This window comes from Streptomyces sp. NPDC006435 (assembly GCF_040612315.1).
GTDB lineage: Bacteria > Actinomycetota > Actinomycetes > Streptomycetales > Streptomycetaceae > Streptomyces.
Genome location: NZ_JBEXPY010000018.1, coordinates 84,135 through 99,761, shown reverse-complemented (window position 1 = coordinate 99,761; position 15,627 = coordinate 84,135). Strand labels below are relative to the sequence as shown.

At 72.0% G+C, this 15,627-nt stretch carries 15 protein-coding genes; 10 read left to right on the top strand and 5 right to left on the bottom strand.

All coding sequences use genetic code 11. From position 1 onward, the window contains the following. Positions 1-43 precede the first annotated feature (43 nt). The 4 genes from ABZZ04_RS19355 to ABZZ04_RS19340 all read left to right on the top strand — a co-directional run bounded on the left by ABZZ04_RS19355 (position 44) and on the right by ABZZ04_RS19340 (position 4,477). On the top strand, positions 44-1,579 hold the full coding sequence (locus ABZZ04_RS19355; protein ID WP_356933458.1) for a HAMP domain-containing sensor histidine kinase: 1,536 nt from the start codon (positions 44-46) through the stop codon (positions 1,577-1,579). A gap of 11 nt (positions 1,580-1,590) precedes the next feature. Continuing rightward, entirely contained in the window at positions 1,591-2,055 is a 465-nt protein-coding gene (locus tag ABZZ04_RS19350) for a hypothetical protein (RefSeq protein ID WP_356933408.1), read from the top strand. A 240-nt stretch (positions 2,056-2,295) separates the two neighbouring features. Further along, positions 2,296-3,624, top strand: coding sequence for a threonine--tRNA ligase (thrS, locus tag ABZZ04_RS19345; protein WP_356933407.1), 1,329 nt, complete (start codon positions 2,296-2,298; stop codon positions 3,622-3,624). Between the two features lie 73 nt (positions 3,625-3,697). Next, positions 3,698-4,477, top strand: a complete 780-nt coding sequence (locus ABZZ04_RS19340; protein ID WP_356933406.1) for a sporulation protein — start codon at positions 3,698-3,700, stop codon at positions 4,475-4,477. A gap of 336 nt (positions 4,478-4,813) precedes the next feature. Here the strand turns inward: ABZZ04_RS19340 and ABZZ04_RS19335 are convergent, their stop codons facing one another. After that, a complete protein-coding gene (locus tag ABZZ04_RS19335; RefSeq protein ID WP_356933404.1) occupies positions 4,814-6,022 on the bottom strand; it encodes an NAD(P)/FAD-dependent oxidoreductase in 1,209 nt (402 codons plus the stop codon). Positions 6,023-6,354: 332 nt separating this feature from the next. Between ABZZ04_RS19335 and ABZZ04_RS19330 the strand changes: the two genes are divergently transcribed. The 3 genes from ABZZ04_RS19330 (at position 6,355) to ABZZ04_RS19320 (ending at position 9,394) form a co-directional block, all read left to right on the top strand. Continuing rightward, positions 6,355-6,933 (top strand): helix-turn-helix domain-containing protein, encoded by a 579-nt coding sequence (locus ABZZ04_RS19330; RefSeq protein ID WP_356933457.1) that lies wholly within the window; start codon positions 6,355-6,357, stop codon positions 6,931-6,933. Between the two features lie 310 nt (positions 6,934-7,243). Next, positions 7,244-8,518 carry a hypothetical protein gene (locus ABZZ04_RS19325; protein ID WP_356933403.1) on the top strand — a complete coding sequence of 425 codons (1,275 nt, stop codon included), beginning with the start codon at positions 7,244-7,246 and terminating at the stop codon, positions 8,516-8,518. A 3-nt stretch (positions 8,519-8,521) separates the two neighbouring features. Further along, positions 8,522-9,394, top strand: a complete 873-nt coding sequence (locus tag ABZZ04_RS19320; protein ID WP_356933402.1) for a hypothetical protein — start codon at positions 8,522-8,524, stop codon at positions 9,392-9,394. A 147-nt stretch (positions 9,395-9,541) separates the two neighbouring features. Here the strand turns inward: ABZZ04_RS19320 and ABZZ04_RS19315 are convergent, their stop codons facing one another. The 4 genes from ABZZ04_RS19315 to ABZZ04_RS19300 all read right to left on the bottom strand — a co-directional run bounded on the left by ABZZ04_RS19315 (position 9,542) and on the right by ABZZ04_RS19300 (position 12,660). Further along, positions 9,542-9,766 carry a hypothetical protein gene (locus ABZZ04_RS19315; protein WP_356933401.1) on the bottom strand — a complete coding sequence of 75 codons (225 nt, stop codon included), beginning with the start codon at positions 9,764-9,766 and terminating at the stop codon, positions 9,542-9,544. Between the two features lie 181 nt (positions 9,767-9,947). Beyond that, positions 9,948-10,241, bottom strand: a complete 294-nt coding sequence (locus ABZZ04_RS19310; RefSeq protein WP_356933400.1) for a hypothetical protein — start codon at positions 10,239-10,241, stop codon at positions 9,948-9,950. Positions 10,242-10,621: 380 nt separating this feature from the next. Beyond that, the gene (locus ABZZ04_RS19305; protein WP_356933399.1) at positions 10,622-11,431 is read right to left on the bottom strand and encodes a response regulator transcription factor; all 810 of its coding nucleotides are present in this window, start codon (positions 11,429-11,431) and stop codon (positions 10,622-10,624) included. Next, a complete protein-coding gene (locus ABZZ04_RS19300) occupies positions 11,428-12,660 on the bottom strand; it encodes a histidine kinase (RefSeq protein ID WP_356933398.1) in 1,233 nt (410 codons plus the stop codon). The genes ABZZ04_RS19305 and ABZZ04_RS19300 overlap by 4 nt, the downstream gene beginning before the upstream one ends. 179 nt (positions 12,661-12,839) lie before the next feature. Here ABZZ04_RS19300 and ABZZ04_RS19295 point away from each other — a divergent pair, with 179 nt between their 5' ends. From ABZZ04_RS19295 to ABZZ04_RS19285, 3 genes are all read left to right on the top strand, one after another. Further along, positions 12,840-13,847, top strand: a complete 1,008-nt coding sequence (locus tag ABZZ04_RS19295; protein ID WP_356933397.1) for an ATP-binding cassette domain-containing protein — start codon at positions 12,840-12,842, stop codon at positions 13,845-13,847. Next, positions 13,844-14,617, top strand: a complete 774-nt coding sequence (locus ABZZ04_RS19290; RefSeq protein ID WP_356933396.1) for an ABC transporter permease subunit — start codon at positions 13,844-13,846, stop codon at positions 14,615-14,617. The genes ABZZ04_RS19295 and ABZZ04_RS19290 overlap by 4 nt, the downstream gene beginning before the upstream one ends. Before the next feature lie 234 nt (positions 14,618-14,851). Continuing rightward, the gene (locus ABZZ04_RS19285; protein ID WP_356933395.1) at positions 14,852-15,607 is read left to right on the top strand and encodes a DUF4232 domain-containing protein; all 756 of its coding nucleotides are present in this window, start codon (positions 14,852-14,854) and stop codon (positions 15,605-15,607) included. Positions 15,608-15,627 lie beyond the last annotated feature (20 nt).

Below are 15,627 nucleotides of genomic sequence, written 5' to 3'. Positions count from 1 at the left end.
GGGCCGTACTCCGCAGCGGCGCCGTCGGCGGTTCACTGGCGGCCTGCGTGTGCGGCTCGTCGTCACCTTCGTCGTCGTCGCCCTCGTCAGCGCGGCGACCGCGACCGCCCTCGCCTACCGGGACGCCCGCACCGCCGTCCTCCAGCGCACCCAGAACGCGGCCGTGGACGACTTCCGGAAACAGGTCGGCGCGGTGGCCGTCGACTTCGACCTGCCGCCCGACCAGCAGTCGCTGTCCCGGTTCGCGGCGAAGGTGTCGGAGCGCGTCGGCGGGAAGATCGTGGTCGCCCGCTACCAGGACCTGTCCGCCACCTCCGACTCGTTCGCCGACACGCGGTCCCGGATCACCGTCGAACTGCGCGCCGCCGTCATGACCGGTGACGGCGCGGGGTTCCAGCGGGTGCGGTGGCGGGGCGAGCCCTACCTGATCGTCGGTACGCCCGTCATGTTCGCCGACGGGGACCGCCGGGCCTCCGGTCTGGAGGTCTACGCGATCACCGATCTGCGGGCCGAGAGCGAGGACACGGCCGCCCTGCTCGACTCCGTACGGGCCGGCATCGTGCCGGTGGTCCTGCTGGCCGCCGTCCTGGCGCTGCTGGCGGCGGGGACGGTCCTGCGTCCGGTACGGAAGCTGGGCCGGGCCACCCGCGAGCTGGCGGCCGGGGACCTCGGCAGCCGGGTCGCCGTCACCGGGCGCGACGAACTCGCCGACCTGGCACGGACGTTCAACGACACCGCCGACGCCCTCCAGACGTCCGACGCGGAGCTGCGCGAACAGGAGGCGAAGGCGCGCCGTTTCGTGGCGGACGTGTCGCACGAGCTGCGCACGCCCCTCGCGGCGATGACGATGGTGGCGACCGTCCTGGAGGAGGACGCCGACCAGTTGCCGCCGGACGCGGCACGGGCGGCCCGTACCGTCGGCGCGGAGACGGCCCGGCTGTCCCGGCTGGTCGAGGACCTGATGGAGATCTCCCGCTTCGACGCCGGGGCGGTCCGGCTGAACGCGGCCGAGACCGACCTCGCCGACACCGTACGGGCGTCGCTGGCGTTGCGCGGCTGGACGGACCGGGTGCGGACGGACCTTCGCGAGGGCGTGCGGGCGGTGGTCGACCGGCGCCGGATCGACGTGATCGTGGCGAACCTGGTGGGCAACGCGCTGCGGCACGGCGCCCCGCCGGTCACCGTGACCCTCGGGACGTCCCGGGCGGCGGACGGGGAGTGGGTGGTCCTGTCCGTCGCCGATCACGGCCCCGGGCTGCCGCCCGATGCGCGGGAGCGGGTCTTCGACCGGTTCTACAAGGCGGACGCGGCCCGCACGCGCGGTGCGGCCGACGACAGCGGACAGGGCAGCGGCCTCGGTACGGCGATCGCGCTGGAGAACGCCCGGCTGCACGGCGGCACGATCGAGGTGACCGACATGACCGATGCGGCTGATGTGACCGACGTGGCTGACACAGCTGATGCGGCCGATGCGGCTGGTACGACCGGTGTGACCGACACGGGTGCCGACGGGCCGTGGCGCGGTGCGGTGTTCACGCTGCGGCTGCCCCTGCGACGTACGGAAGAGGACGCGGAGTGAGGGTTCGACCGGTGGGAACGGCTGCCGTGCTGGGGATCGTCCTGGTGGGGTGCGGGGTCCAGCCGACCGGGGTGGTGGACGCGGGCGAACCCGCGTCCGGGCTGACGCGCGGCATGCGGCTGTACTACGCGTCCGCCGACGGGCTGCGCGCAGTGCCCCTGATCGACAAGGAGGTCGAAGACCTCGGCGGGGTGCTGAAGCTGCTCGGGCAGGAGCCGCCCGAGGGACTCATCTCCCTCGTCCACCTCGGCGGCTACTCGGCGGTCGGCTCGGGCACCCGTGTCACGGTCAGCATCGACGGCCCCTACAGGGGCTCGGAACGCGACCAGGGCACGGGACAGGTGGTGTGCACGCTGGCGCGCGCCCAGTCCGTGCTCGAACCGAAGGTCGGGACCGATGACGTGGAGGTGACCCTGCGGCCGTCCGAGGGCGCCGCGCTGGGCCCCTACCGGTGTGCGGAGTTCCTCAACAGGTGAGCCGCGCAGGTGAGTTCACGGCGGCGGGCGGGCTGACGGGTTCACGGTGGCTGACCGGAGTGACGGATTCACAGTGGCTGACCGGAGTGACGGATTCACGGTGGCGGGGCGGGGTGACGGATTCACGACGGCGGGGCGGGCCTTCGTGAATCCGTGCGGCGGAAAAGGCCGGGCGGACGCCGGCCGCCCCTGCTAACGTCCCCGGCATGAAGCGCGCCGCCATGACGACGACGCCGGAGAGTGTCCCGGCGCGCTGACCCATGTATCAGTCCGAAGCCCCGGGGCGAGTGCCCCGGGGCTTCGTCCTGCGGTCACCCGCCCGATGTCCGCGAGGAGACCGTCATGCATGACCACCGCAGAATCGGCCGTGAACTGGGCCTGTTCGACACCGACCCGCTGATCGGCGCGGGCCTGCCGTACTGGCTGCCCGACGGTGCGACCGTCCGGCACACCCTGGAGGAGTACATCCGCGCCGCCGAACGGCGGGCCGGATACCGGCACGTCTGCTCGCCGGTGCTCGGCAAACGGGAACTGTACGAGATCTCCGGGCACTGGGCGCACTACAGCGACGACATGTTCCCCCCGATGGACCTCGGCGGCGAGCAGGTCGTGCTGCGGCCGAGCCTGTGCCCCCATCACGCGGTGATCTATCGCTCCCGCTCCCACAGCTACCGCGAACTGCCCCTGCGCATGGCCGAGCTCGGCGGCATGTACCGCTCCGAACTGTCCGGCGTGCTCGGCGGGCTGACCCGGGTCCGGGCCATCCAGCTCAACGACGCGCACATCTTCTGCACCCTGGACCAGGTCGCCGAGGAGGTACGGGCCGCGCTGGAGATGATCCGCCGGGCGTACAGGGCACTCGGCATCGTCCCGGTCCGCCACCGGCTCTCCCTGCCGGGCCCCGGGGGCAAGTACGTCGCCGCGCCCGAGCAGTGGCGGCGCTCCACCGAGCTGCTGGTCGACGTCCTCGACCGCTCCGGTCTGCCCTACGAGGCGGCCGAGGGGGAGGCCGCGTTCTACGGGCCCAAGATCGACGTCCAGGTCGCCGACGGAGCCGGCCGGGAGTCCACCCTGTCCACCGTCCAGGTCGACTTCCACCAGCCCGAACGGTTCGACCTGCGCTACATCGGCGCGGACGGTTCCGGGCACCGCCCGGTCATGGTCCACCGCAGCATCATCGGCAGTGTGGAGCGGGCCGTCGCCCATGTCGTCGAACGGCACGGCGGCGCCTTCCCCGCCTGGCTCGCCCCCACCCAGCTGGTGGCCCTCCCGGTCTCCGACGCCGAACTGCCGAACGCCGAGGCACTCGTGCGGCGATGCGCCGACCTGGGGCTGCGTGCCGAGGTCGTGGCGCCGGACCGCGGCAGCCTGGGTGCCCGGATCCGGGAGGCCCGCCTGGTTCCCTACCAGGCCGTCATCGGTGCGAGGGAGGCCGTGGACGGCCACGCCGCCCTGCGGCTGCGCGACGGCCGCCGGGTCGATCCGCGGCCGGTCGGCGAGGTGCTCGCCCGTATCGCCGCCCTCGTCGCCGCCCACGGCACCGAGCTGTGGTCCGACGCCGCCCCGTAACGGGCGGCGCGCTCGGGGTCCGCTGCTGACCAGTGGTTATGCTGCGCCGTAGTCATAGGGGAGGGAACAGGACATGGGCTTTCGCAGACTGTTCGGGCTGGGCAACAACGGAACCGACCAGGAATCACCGGAGATCGACACGCACATCACCACGGTCGCTCCGCTGCCCGGTCACATCCTTGAGGGCGAAGTCGTCCTCAAGGGCGGTGCCCAGGGCTTCAAGGTCGATCACCTCAACCTCGACGTCGAGGCCAAGAGCCACTACTACGACGGCACGCTCAGGGAGGAGAACGTGGTCGGCCTGGATGTCGGCCGCTACTCGTTCGATGTGGAGCCCGGCACGGAACAGAGGGTTCCGTTCAACGGGCGGCTGCCCTGGGAGTGTCCGGTCACCGAGCTCGGCGGCCAGGCCCTCGGCGTCGATGTGTCCCTGACCACCCGGCTGAGCTGGGAGACCGAATCCCCGGTCAGGGACCTGGACTTCCTGCACATCGTGGCGCCGCCGCTCTACGAGGCGGTTCTGGAAACGTTCGCCGAGGAGGGCTACCGGGTCGGCGGATCGCAGTTGATCGACTCATACATCCCCGATGTGGAGGCGCACCAGGGCCTGTATCAGATCTTCTTCGTCAACAACCCCGCGAATCCGGGCCGGTTCGGGGAACTGGAGATCGTCTTCCATCAGAACGTGGTCGGCGCCATGGTCTACGTCCGCCGCGCCGCCCGCTCCGTGTTCGAGTGGGAGGAGAAGCCCTTGGTGCGTTCCTTCCCGGCCGCGCACCACGAGGTGGGGCAGATCGGTTTCGGGGAGCGGGTGCGCGGCGCGATCTCCGAACTCGCGCTCCTGGACCGCTGAGGGACGAACCCCCGGGCGCGAACCTCCGGGCGCGAACCTCCGGGTACGCGCTCACCGGCCGGGGTGTTGCCGTTGACAGGCGTACGTCACCGGCACCACCCCGGGAACGGCTCCCAGGCGGGCAGGGGCGGATGACGGCCCGTCGTGTCGGTGCGAAGAACCGGTGGGGTCCACGTTCCACTCCCGGGGCAGCGTCGGAACACCACTTCGTGAGTGAAGCCCGGCGGACGCCCGAGGCCCGGTTGTCGAAGTCGGTCGCCGAACCGATCCGGCGACCACCGCTCCCGGGCCGGACCGCGGCCCTTGGATCGGCCGTGTCGCCGGTCGTGCGGCCGGTCAGTGGCCGGTCATGTGGGCGAGTACCCGGGCGGCGCCGTCGGGGCCGAATGCCTCGTCGATGGCCTCGGCCGCCCCCTCGGCGGCCTCGACGGAGCGCGGCAGGAGGATCTTCTCGTAGGCGATGACGGCCCGGTCGACGGTGGCGTGGTCGACAACGGTGTTGTTGGTGGTGACGTGGCCGACGGCGGCGTGGTCGGTGGTGGCGTGGTCGATGAGGGCCCGTGCGAGGTCGGCGCCGTCGAGCATGGCGAGGTTGGCGCCCATCCCGGAGAACGGGGACATGAGGTGGGCGGCGTCGCCGAGGAGGGTGAGGCCGGGGGTGTGGGGCCAGGTGTGCGGCACGGGCAGGGCGTACAGGGGCCGGTTGACGTATCCCGTGTCCGTGTCGGTGATGAAGCCGAGCAGGTCGTCGCCCCAGCCTGTGAACTCCTCCAGGAGGGCGTCGCGTACGGCGGCGGTGTCGGTGAGGTCGAGCCCGGCCCGCCGGTGCCAGTCCTCGTCGACGCGCATGCCGATGTGGACGCGGATGTGTCCGTCGCCGTTGCGCTGGGCGACGAAGCCCCGATGGTCGTGCAGGGCCATCATGGTGCCGGCGGCGGTGAGCGCGGCGAGCCGGGGGTGGCGGGTGTCGACGTCGTCGAGGCCGGTCTCGACGAACGTGACACCGGTGTAGTCGGGTGTCACGTCCGTCAGCAGGGAACGGACCCCGGACCAGGCCCCGTCGGCGCCGATGACGAGGTCCGCGTCAGCGGTGGTGCCGTCGGCGAAGTGCAGGCGGTGGACGCCGTCGCCGAGGGGCTCGACCCGGGTGAGCTTGTGGGCCCAGCGAACGGTGCCGGGTTCGAGGGAGTCCAGCAGGAGTCCGCGCAGTCGGCCGCGGTCGATCTCGGGGGCGCCTTCGTCGCTGTCGGCCTCGGGCGGTATGCCGTCGAACACGATCCGGCCGTCGCGGCCGACCACGCGCATCTGCCGGCCCTCGGGGCGGGACAGCGCGAGGAAGTCGTCCAGCAGTCCGGCCTCGCGCAGGGCGTACCGGCCGGAGCCGGGGTGCATGTCGAGAGTCCCGCCCTGGCCGCGGGCCTCGGGAGAGGCCTCCAGGTCGTGGACGGTGACGGCGATGCCGTGCCGTTGGAGGACGCGGGCACAGGTCAGTCCACCCGGTCCGGCACCGACGATGACGATCCGGGGGGAAAGTGCGGTGTTCATGGTGGTGCTCCGTTCGGGCGCACAGCGGTGCCGTGGAGTGTGGTGGGTGAGTCCCGGGCCCCGGGACGGGGCCGAGAGGCAGGGAAAAGGAGGCAGAGGGCAGGGCGGAGGAGAGCCGGGGCCTGACGGACCCTCACACCCGCCACTCCAGAAAAGCACAACGACTCACTAAGTGCAACGAGTCAACTTTTAAAGCTGGGCAACTGAAGAGGTAAGGTCCCTGCATGGCCGATACCGAAACCGAAACCGAGGCCGATACCGAAACCGGCGCCAGTGCCAGCACCGGCGCCGACACCGGTGCTGCCGCCGGCGCCCCGGCGGCGTCAGCACCCATGGGCCGCCGAGAGCGCAAGAAGGCAGCCACTCGCCAGGCCATCGCCGACGCGGCACTGCGGCTGTTCCTTGAGCGCGGGTACGACGACGTCGGCATCCGCGAGATCGCGGACGCCGCCGACGTGTCGACCACGACGCTGTTCAAGCACTTCCCCGTCAAGGAAGCCCTCGTCTTCGACGAGGACGCCGACCAGGAAGCACGGCTGCTCGCGGCCGTGCGCGAGCGTCCCCGGGACCGGTCCGTTCCCGCGGCCCTGCGCGAACACGCACTGCGCCACCGCATGGCGTCCGCGGACGGCGACGCCCGTTTCGCCGCCTTCTCCCGCCTGGTGAACGACACCCCTCCCCTGCGCGACTACCTCCAGGCCATGTGGCTGCGCCACACCTCCGCCCTGGCCCGGGCGATCGCCGAGGAGAGCGGCCTTCCGGCCGACGATCCCGCCTGCACCGCCCTGGCCCACTTCGCCCTCGAAGCACCCCGCACCGCCCTCGGCCACGACGACCCCCGCCGGGCCGTCGTCCGCGCCTTCGAACTGCTGGAGAACGGCTGGCACGGCCTCACCCCCGCCGGAGGGTGAAGCAGCCGCACGCCCCGACCGGCCGCGGGACTCCTCCGTCTTCCTTCCCTCCCCTCCCCACATCGCTCCTGGGAAAGGCGCCTCCCCCGCGCGGGTGAGATGCACCGTTCTCAGGAGCGATGTGGGCGGGGGCGCACCCGGCAAGCATGGTGACCAGGAATCGAGAAACCCGGAGGTCATCGTGGCCGTCTCCGCGACGGGCAGCGTGCGGGACAGAACATCGTCCGGTGCTTCGGCGGGGCGCGGGCACGACGGAGGCCAACGACGGCGATGGCCCGAGCGGGCCCCTGCTGCCGCCGTCGCGAGCAGCGTGGTGTACGCCGCCGTCGAGACCGCCTGGGCGGTGACGGGAAGCACCGTGCCCTTCACCCGGCACATCCCCTACTCATCGACCGCCCAGTTCGTCCTGGCCGCTCTGGCCCTCGTCGCCGGTGCCGCCTGCCGGGTCGCCGGGAGGCCGCCGGAGCAGTGGGGGCGCTGGGGCCGGCGGGCGGTGACGGCCGGACTCGCCCTCACCGTCCCGGTGTTCGCGATGGGCATGGCCGCCCTGCCCGCCTATTTCGTCACCCTGGCGTCCGGTTCGGGACCGGAGAGCGTCACCGGACTGGTCCATGTGCTGCTGAGCACGGCCCTCGTCTCCTGTCTCGTCCCAGTCGGGCTGTCGTACCGCCGACGACTGACCGGCAGATGCCCCCGTTGCGGAAGCGGAAGCGAGAACGGGAACGGGAACGGGAACGGGAGCAAGTACGAGAACAGAAGCGGGCACGAGCACGGGCACGGGTACGGGTACGGGAATGAGCACGGGCACGATGGCGGCCGTGACGTGCCGGTCCGCCATCCCGACGCCTCCACTGCCCCGCCCCGTACCCGGAAGGCTGCCTACCTGTTGCTGTGCGGGCTGCTGCCGTGGGCCACGGTCAAGACCGTGTGGACGCTGGGCGGTGACGCGTTCGGCGTCACCGCCGAGAAGTGGAAGGAGTCCAACTCGGGCGGCTCGGAGGCGGTACGGGCGCTCGCCGCAGTGGGTATCGACGTCACCGTACTGGCCGCGGGGCTGGGCATCTTCCTGCTGACCGGCCTGATGTACCGGTGGGGGCAGGTGTTTCCCCGCTGGGTGCCGTTCCTCTCCGGGCGTCGGGTGCCGCGCCTGCTGCCGCTGGTCCCGGCCTGGCTGACGGCCGTCGGCCTGTCGGTGTACGGGGTCGTCCTGGTGATCTGCACCCCGCTCGCGGCCCTCGGCGTGCTGCCCGCTCCGGAACCCGACGCGGAGTTGGGCGCCACCCCTGCCGGGACTCTGTGGCTGGCGGCCTTCGGAGGGCTGGCGTTCGGCGGGTTGGGCTTCGGCCTCCTCCTGGCCTCCCGCTCCTACTACGCCCGCACCCGCCCCGTCTGCGCCACCGCGTTCGACCTTACGGAGACGGAGGCAGGGACGGAGACGGAGACGGGGACGGGAACGGAGGGACTCGGCGCGTCCGTGACCGGGCGGCACGGACCTGCCGCGCCCGGCCCGGTTCCGGTGAGTCCGGCGGGGTGCGGTGGAATGGGTCGGCACGAGGTGAAACCGAGTGGAGCGAAACGGAGTTGAGTGATGGGTGAGTTGTCCGCGTTGGACAGTGTCCTGGGGCATGCCGCCCGGGTCCGGCTGACGGAGTCCACCACGTTCCACGAGGACTCGGCGGGCGGCGGGGTCGTCGTGGATCTCTCCCGCCCCGGCGAGCTCGACGGTCTGCGGACGGCCATGGCGGTGGGCTCGCTGCCCGGCAGCGTGTGCATGTGCTCGGGGGACGTCCAGCTCGAATTCCTGGACGCACGCGGCCTGTTCCTGACCGCCGCGTTCCTCCACCACGGCGTGACGCTTCGCTGGGACGGCTGGGACGGCGACGCGGTCCTCGCCGACGGCCGGTCGCTCCTGCGTTGGCTGGACCTGCACGGCGTTCCCGGTCCCCTGCGGCAGTTCGAGGAGGACGAGCTCCGGTACCAGCAGGCGGGCGAGGAGGAGAAGTCGTGGCTCGCGGCGATGCCGCCCGCCCTGAACGAGCTCTCCGAGGCGATGCTCAGTCTCTCCCGGACCGGCGGGAGCGCGTCGCCCCAGCTCCTGGCCTCGGCACGGGACCGGCTGCGGCAGTCGGTCCCGGACCCGACGGATCGGGCGCTGCTGCTGTTGGCCTGGTGCGGTGCGGGCAGCGGTCGGTGCTCGGGTTTCCCCTCGCACGAGGCAGTACCGGGGCTGCTGCTCCGGGACGTGCCCGTGGCGGAGATCATCGCCGGATTGCAGGACCTGCGGGCCGATGCCCGCCACGACGCGGGGGCGGTCCGTCACCTCGTCGGCTGGAAGAGCCGGCCCGAGCAGAAACAGGACGTGGACGCCCTTCCCGCACCGCTCAGAGCCCGCCTCCTGCAAGGGGCCCGGACATCCGGCGACCCGGACAAGCAGGCCAGGGCGGAGCACTGGTTGGCATGACCCCGGCCGGGCCGGTGTCCTTCCGCCCCGGCCGCAGTGGCCGGGGACCGTCCCTGCCGGGGTGACCGAGGTGGCTGCTCCTGCCGGGGTGGCCGAGGTGACCGTCCCGGCCGGGGTGACCGGAGGTATCGCGGTCGGGGGCGTGGTTCAGCCGAGTTCCTTGTTCGGCACGTACGCCGCGCAGCGGCAGGTACCACTCGGTGTGAACTCGCCCGGGGCGAAGTCGTCCCCGGTGCCGCCCTCGTGGTCACGGCTCTGGTGCTTGCAGGTGCGGCACCACTGCTTGGGCGTGGCGATGAGGAGCATCGGCAGAAGGGACACGAGGCCGATGCTCCCGAAGAGGCAGAGCAGGACGAGGAGGTTCTTCCCCACCTTTGCCTTCCCTCCCTTTCCGTGACGGCCGGTCGCCGTCGGCCTCTCCACACGGTAGTCCCGTACGACCCGTTCTGCTGACGGTGATTCAGTACCCGTCGTACGGGAACCGGATGGCGGGATGCCGGGTGCCCCCATGGGTTCGGGCAAGTCTCTGCGGGGTGGTGGAGGCTCGGCGGCGTCAGCCTTCCGTGGTGGTGTCGGCCTCGGCGTATTCGTAGATCCAGCCCGCAGAGGTGCCGGGGGCTCGGACTGCCAGGTAGGCGTGTTCGGCTGTGGGATTCCAGGGTCCTGGTGCTCGACCGGGGCGGCCTCGGAAGCCGGCGGGCGGCAGTCCTGCCTGGCCGAGTTCGACGATTTTGGTCCGCCCGTCGAAAGGGCCGCCGACGATCTTGATGCCGACGGTGTTGTTGACGATTTCACCCGCGAGCCAGCGACGGATGAGTGTCAGGTGCTCGGAATCCTCGTCCCCCATGCCCGAAGCTGACCATGGGCCTGGGCGGAGGGCAAGCAGGTCTCAAGTCGCTCGGACGGGTTGGAGTTCGTAGAAGGTTCCGTCGCGGAGCATGGCGAAGAGAACGTCGGCCCGGCATCTGGCGCGGCGGGGCACGGAAGGTCTCCGGAGCACACCACACGTGGCGCGAGCACGTCACCTCCGGCGGGGAAGTGGCCCTCCTGGCCGCCCTGTTGGCCCTGATCTCGGGCTTTCCCGGTGTTCGGGTGCTGCTGCATTTGCGGGGGCGCCGGCCGCGGTGACGCCCCACCCCGGCCACGGCAGACGGCCCCGGGCAGGACCGACAGACACCGCCACCGCCACCGCCACCGGCGGTAGTACCCGGCAGCGGCCGGGCCCGCTCAGGGACCGGCCGGTGGCCTCGCCGCCGTGACCAGGCCGCTCTCGTAGGCGACGATCACCAACTGGGCGCGGTCGCGGCAGCCCAGTTTGGTGAGCAGCCGGCCGATGTGGGTCTTCACGGTGGCGAGGCCGAGGTACATCCGTTCGGCGATCTCGGTGTTGGACAGGCCGCGGGCGACGAGGACGAGGACTTCCCGCTCGCGTCCGGTCACACCGTCCAGGGTGCCCGGCAGTGGTCGCGAGGGTTGCGGACGGCGGGCGAACTCCGCGATCAGGCGCCGTGTCACGGCCGGTGCCAGCAGTGCGTCACCGGCGGCGATCACCCGTATCGCCGCGATCAGTTCGCCGGGCGGGGTGTCCTTGAGCAGGAAGCCGCTGGCACCGGCCCGCAGCGCGGCGTAGACGTACTCGTCCAGGTCGAACATCGTCAGCATCAGCACTTTGACGTCCGCCGTTCCGGGAGAGCCGCAGATCTGCCGGGTCGCCTCGATGCCGTCCATGCCGGGCATCCGTACGTCCATCAGGACCACGTCCGGCAGGTCCTGCCGGGCGCATCGCACCGCCTCCGTCCCGTTCGCCGCCTCCGAGGTGGCCACCAGGCCGGGTTCGGCGTCGACGAGCACCCGCAGGCTGCCGCGCAGCAGCGTCTGGTCGTCGGCGATCAGGACCCGGATCGGGTCGCCTGCCGGCTCTGCGCCACGGAACGGCCCGACGCTGTCGGACAGCTCTGCGCCACGGAACGGCCCGGCGCCGTCGGGCAGTTCTGCGGACGGGGGCAGGCCGCCCGCCGGTTCGGTGGGGTGGGTCATGGAGTCTCCTCGTACGGCAGGATCGCGCGCACCGCGAAGCCGCCCGCCGGGCGCGGTCCGGCGGTGAAGGTGCCGCCGTACAGGGTGACGCGTTCGCGCATGCCGACGATGCCGTGGCCGCCGGGTGCCGTGGCCGGGGACGTCCGGGGCGTCCGGGGTGTTCGGGGTGTCCGGTCGCCCCCGTCGTCGGTGATCCCGATCCGGACCTCGTGGCCGTCCGCGTCGACCGTCACCTCGCAACGGGCTCCCGGACCGGCGTGCTTGGCCACGTTGGTGAGCGATTCCTGCACTATGCGGTAGACGGCCGGTGCGACTCCGTCGGGCAGGTTCCCGGCACCGCGCATCGTCAGCCGAGCACCGGCCCGCTCGACGAGTTCGGGGAGCGCGTCGATGCCGGGCACCGGGTCGAGGGAAGCGGGCAGGGCCTCGCCCTCGGGTGTGCGCAGCACCCCGAGCATCCGGCGCATGTCGTTCAGCGCGGTACGGCTCGTGCGCTCGATGACCCGCAGCGCGTCGTGCGCCTCCTGCGGTCTGACGTGCAGCACGTGGTTGGCGACACCGGCCTTGACCGCGATCAGGCCCATGCTGTGCGTGACGACGTCGTGCAGTTCGCGGGCGACCCGCAGGCGTTCCTCCGTGACGGCCCGCCGCGCGAGCTGCTCCGCCGCCCGGACGGCGAACGCGCGTCTCTGCCGCACGGCCCGTCCCAGCTCCCAGGTGCCGAGCAGGACGGCGCAGCCGAGCAGCGGCAGTCCCGGACCGGCCTGCCACCAGTACGCGTCACCGGCGCGCACCGCTCCGACGACACCGGCCGCGACGAGGACCGCCGTCGCCAGGACGGGCAGCCACCGTTGCCACCAACGGCGCGACGGCAGGGTGAGGGCGACGGTGTAGAGGGCGAACGCCACCGACAGGAACGGGTCCCATGTGACCCCGCGCACGACGGCCACGGCCGTCGCCGCCAGTACGACCGCGAACACGGGCAGCGGCCGGATCCTCCGTACGGCGACGGGCACGGTGGCCGCGGCCACGAGCACGATCCGCTCCCACGACACCGGGTCCGCCCCGGACGACGCGGCCGACGACGCGCCGGGAGCCGGTCCGGTCAACAGCAGCGCCGCCACGTAGAGGAACACGAACACGCAGTCCAGGCCGATGTGCTGGCGCCGGCTCAGCCGCCGGGCCAGGATCGGATGATCGTCCGGGTCCACCTCAGTACCTGCTCGCACCGCTCGACCCTATCCAGGGGGCACGGCGCACCGCCTCGGCCCTGCGGTCGGTTCCGGCCCTCCACCCGTGGTCGGACGCACTCCCCGGAACACGGCCCTTCTCCACCCACAGGTGGAGCGAAGCCGGTCGGTCCCGGGCCGGACGCGGCGGACGCCCCGGTTCGCGGACCATCACCGGCATGATCGAAGCGACCGAACTGACCAAGCGCTACGGGGGAACCACCGCCGTGGACGGGCTCACCTTCCGGGTGCGGCCCGGTCTGGTGACCGGGTTCCTGGGCCCCAACGGTGCGGGGAAAACAACCACGTTGCGCATGATGCTGGGCCTGGACCGGCCGACGGCCGGCGAGGTGCGCATCGACGGCGCACCGTACCGACGGCTGCGCGACCCGCTGCGCACGGTGGGTGCGCTGCTCGACGCCGGGGCCGTGCATCCCGGCCGGACCGCGCTGAACCATCTGCGGTGCCTGGCCCGGAGCAACCGGATCCCGGTGCGCCGGGTCCATGAGGTGATCGAGCTGGTCGGGCTGTCGGGCGTGGCGGACCGGCGGGCGGGGACGTTCTCACTGGGCATGGGTCAACGGCTGGGCATCGCTGCGGCGTTGCTCGGCGACCCCGCCGTCCTGGTGCTCGACGAGCCGGTCAACGGGCTCGACCCGGAAGGCGTCCGGTGGATCAGGAACCTCGTGCGGGACCTGGCGTCCCAAGGGCGCACCGTCCTGATGTCCAGCCACCTGATGGGCGAGACGGCGCTCACTGTGGACCGTCTCGTCGTCATCGGCCGCGGTCGGCTCCTCGCCGACACCACCATGGCCGATTTCGTCGACAGGTACGCGGACGCGGGCGTACGGGTGCGCACGCCGGAACCGCGGCGGCTGCGCGCCGTGCTGGACGGCGCGGGCATAGCGGTCACCGACCGTGCCGACGGCAGTCTGAGCGCGGCCACCGGACCGGAACGGATCGGCGAACTCGTCGCGGCACACGCGGTTCCCGTGCACGAGGTGACCCGGAGCACCGCGTCCCTGGAGGAGGCGTTCATGCGGCTGACCGCCGACGCGGTCGAGTACCGGGCGGAACGACGAGGAGGGACGGAACGGCCGGGGAAAACGAAACAACCGGGAGGGGCGGAACGGCCGGCGGCGGAACGTCGAGGAGAGGCGAACCGGCCGGGAAGGGGAGTCAGGTGACCGGCAACTCGCCCCGGGCGGTGTTCGCCGCCGAGTGGATCAAGATGTGGACCGTGCGCTCGACCGGCCTCACCCTGTTGCTGGCCTTCGCGCTCAGCACCGGCATCGGCATCCTCGTCCCGCTCTCCTGGCGTGCCGACATCGAGAGCGTCGTCAATTTCGACCCGCTGGCCGCCGCCCTGTACGGCGTGACCCTCGGGCAGCTCGCCCTCGTCGTCCTCGGCGCCCTGCTCGTCGGCTCCGAGTACTCCTCCGGCTCGATCCGGACCTCGCTGGCCGCGGTGCCGGGGCGCGGTCTGTTCTACGGCGGCAAGGTGCTGGCCGGTGCCCTGACCGCCCTCGTCGCGTCGACGGTGATCGTCGTCGTCACGTTCCTCGCGGCGCAGGCGGCGCTCGGCCCGTACGGCACCACGCTCGGCGCGGACGGGATCCCGGCCGCGCTCGCCGGGGCCGTGGTCCATCTGACGTCGATCTGCGTCATCGCCATGGGGGTCACGGCCATGGTGCGCAGTGCGGCGATCTCGATGGGGATCCTGCTCCCCGTGCTGTTCCTCGGGTCCCAGGGGCTCGGCAACGTACCCGCCCTGAAGCCGGTCCTGCGGTACCTCCCCGACCAGGCGGGCCTGGTGCTGATGCACATCGCCGCGCCGTCCGGAGACAGCCGTTTCGGTCCCGGCTACGGCCCCGGAGCGGCCCTCTGCATCCTCCTGGCCTGGACGGTAGCCGCGCTGATCGGCGGTTGTCTGGTCCTGCGCCGACGCGATGCCTGAGGTCCGGTCAGCCCTTCGCGTCGTGGCCGTCCCGGGCGGCCGGGCACTCAAACGGAACAGCCGAACGGGCGGGGCAGGGGTTGTGTGAACTGGCCGGAAAAGTGGATTCCAGGGCGTCAGCGGAACGTCAGTCGGACGTCAGCACAACGGCAGGACAGGAGCTGAGGCTATGAGCAGACCAGCCGCCGCACCCGGCAGCGAACCTCACCGACCGCACCTCACGGGGAGCCCCACATGCGTACCTCCATCCGCCGCCCTGCCGTACTCGCCGCGACCGCCGTCGCCGCCCTCAGCCTGACGCTCACCGCCTGCGGCGACGAGGGCACGAAGGACAACGGGGCCGTCACCCCCGCCGCCACTGTCGCCGCGACCGTCGCCGCCTCGACCGACACGGACACCTCGGGCTCGGCCACCCCCGACGCCACCGTTGCCGCGACCGTCGCCGCCGCGACGGACGCGGGCACCTCCGGCGTCGCCACCACCACCCAGGTCGGTGTCAAGAAGAAGGCCCCCTCCAAGGTTTCCTCCAAGACCTCCTCCAAGGCCCGTGCCAAGGCCCCCGCCTGCACCGTCGGTGATGTGAAGATCTCCGCGGCCAAGCAGCCCGGCGTGCCCACCACGCACATCACGCTGACCGCGACCAACGTGTCGGGCCGCTCCTGCACGCTGCTCCAGTACCCGCTGCTCGCGTTCGGTGAGCTCCCCCAGACCTCCAAGGACGTCCCGCCCGTCGCCAAGAGCAAGCCCGGCACCCCCATCGTGCTGAACGCCGGCACCCCGGCCTACGCGGCCGTACGGATCAACAACGGTGGTGTCGACGAGGAGACCCGCACGGTCCGCTCCTTCTACGTGAACCTCTTCGCCGCCGACGGCCCCGCCGAGGGCAGCGAAACCGTCACCGCGCCCAAGGGCGGCATCGCGGTCGACGACGCGGTCGCGAAGACCGGCTACTGGACGTACGAGCTGCGCAACGGCGCCGACGAGTTCTGATCCGACCCGCCGCCGGTGCC

Bases quoted from the DNA above. Each gene is read 5' to 3' on its own strand.
- ABZZ04_RS19340 (WP_356933406.1), top strand. From the start codon at position 3,698: ATGGGCTTTCGCAGACTGTTCGGGCTGGGCAACAACGGAACCGACCAG.
- ABZZ04_RS19335 (WP_356933404.1), bottom strand. From the start codon at position 6,022: ATGAACACCGCACTTTCCCCCCGGATCGTCATCGTCGGTGCCGGACCG.
- ABZZ04_RS19330 (WP_356933457.1), top strand. From the start codon at position 6,355: ATGGGCCGCCGAGAGCGCAAGAAGGCAGCCACTCGCCAGGCCATCGCC.
- ABZZ04_RS19320 (WP_356933402.1), top strand. From the start codon at position 8,522: ATGGGTGAGTTGTCCGCGTTGGACAGTGTCCTGGGGCATGCCGCCCGG.
- ABZZ04_RS19310 (WP_356933400.1), bottom strand. From the start codon at position 10,241: ATGGGGGACGAGGATTCCGAGCACCTGACACTCATCCGTCGCTGGCTC.
- ABZZ04_RS19305 (WP_356933399.1), bottom strand. From the start codon at position 11,431: ATGACCCACCCCACCGAACCGGCGGGCGGCCTGCCCCCGTCCGCAGAA.
- ABZZ04_RS19295 (WP_356933397.1), top strand. From the start codon at position 12,840: ATGATCGAAGCGACCGAACTGACCAAGCGCTACGGGGGAACCACCGCC.
- ABZZ04_RS19285 (WP_356933395.1), top strand. From the start codon at position 14,852: ATGCGTACCTCCATCCGCCGCCCTGCCGTACTCGCCGCGACCGCCGTC.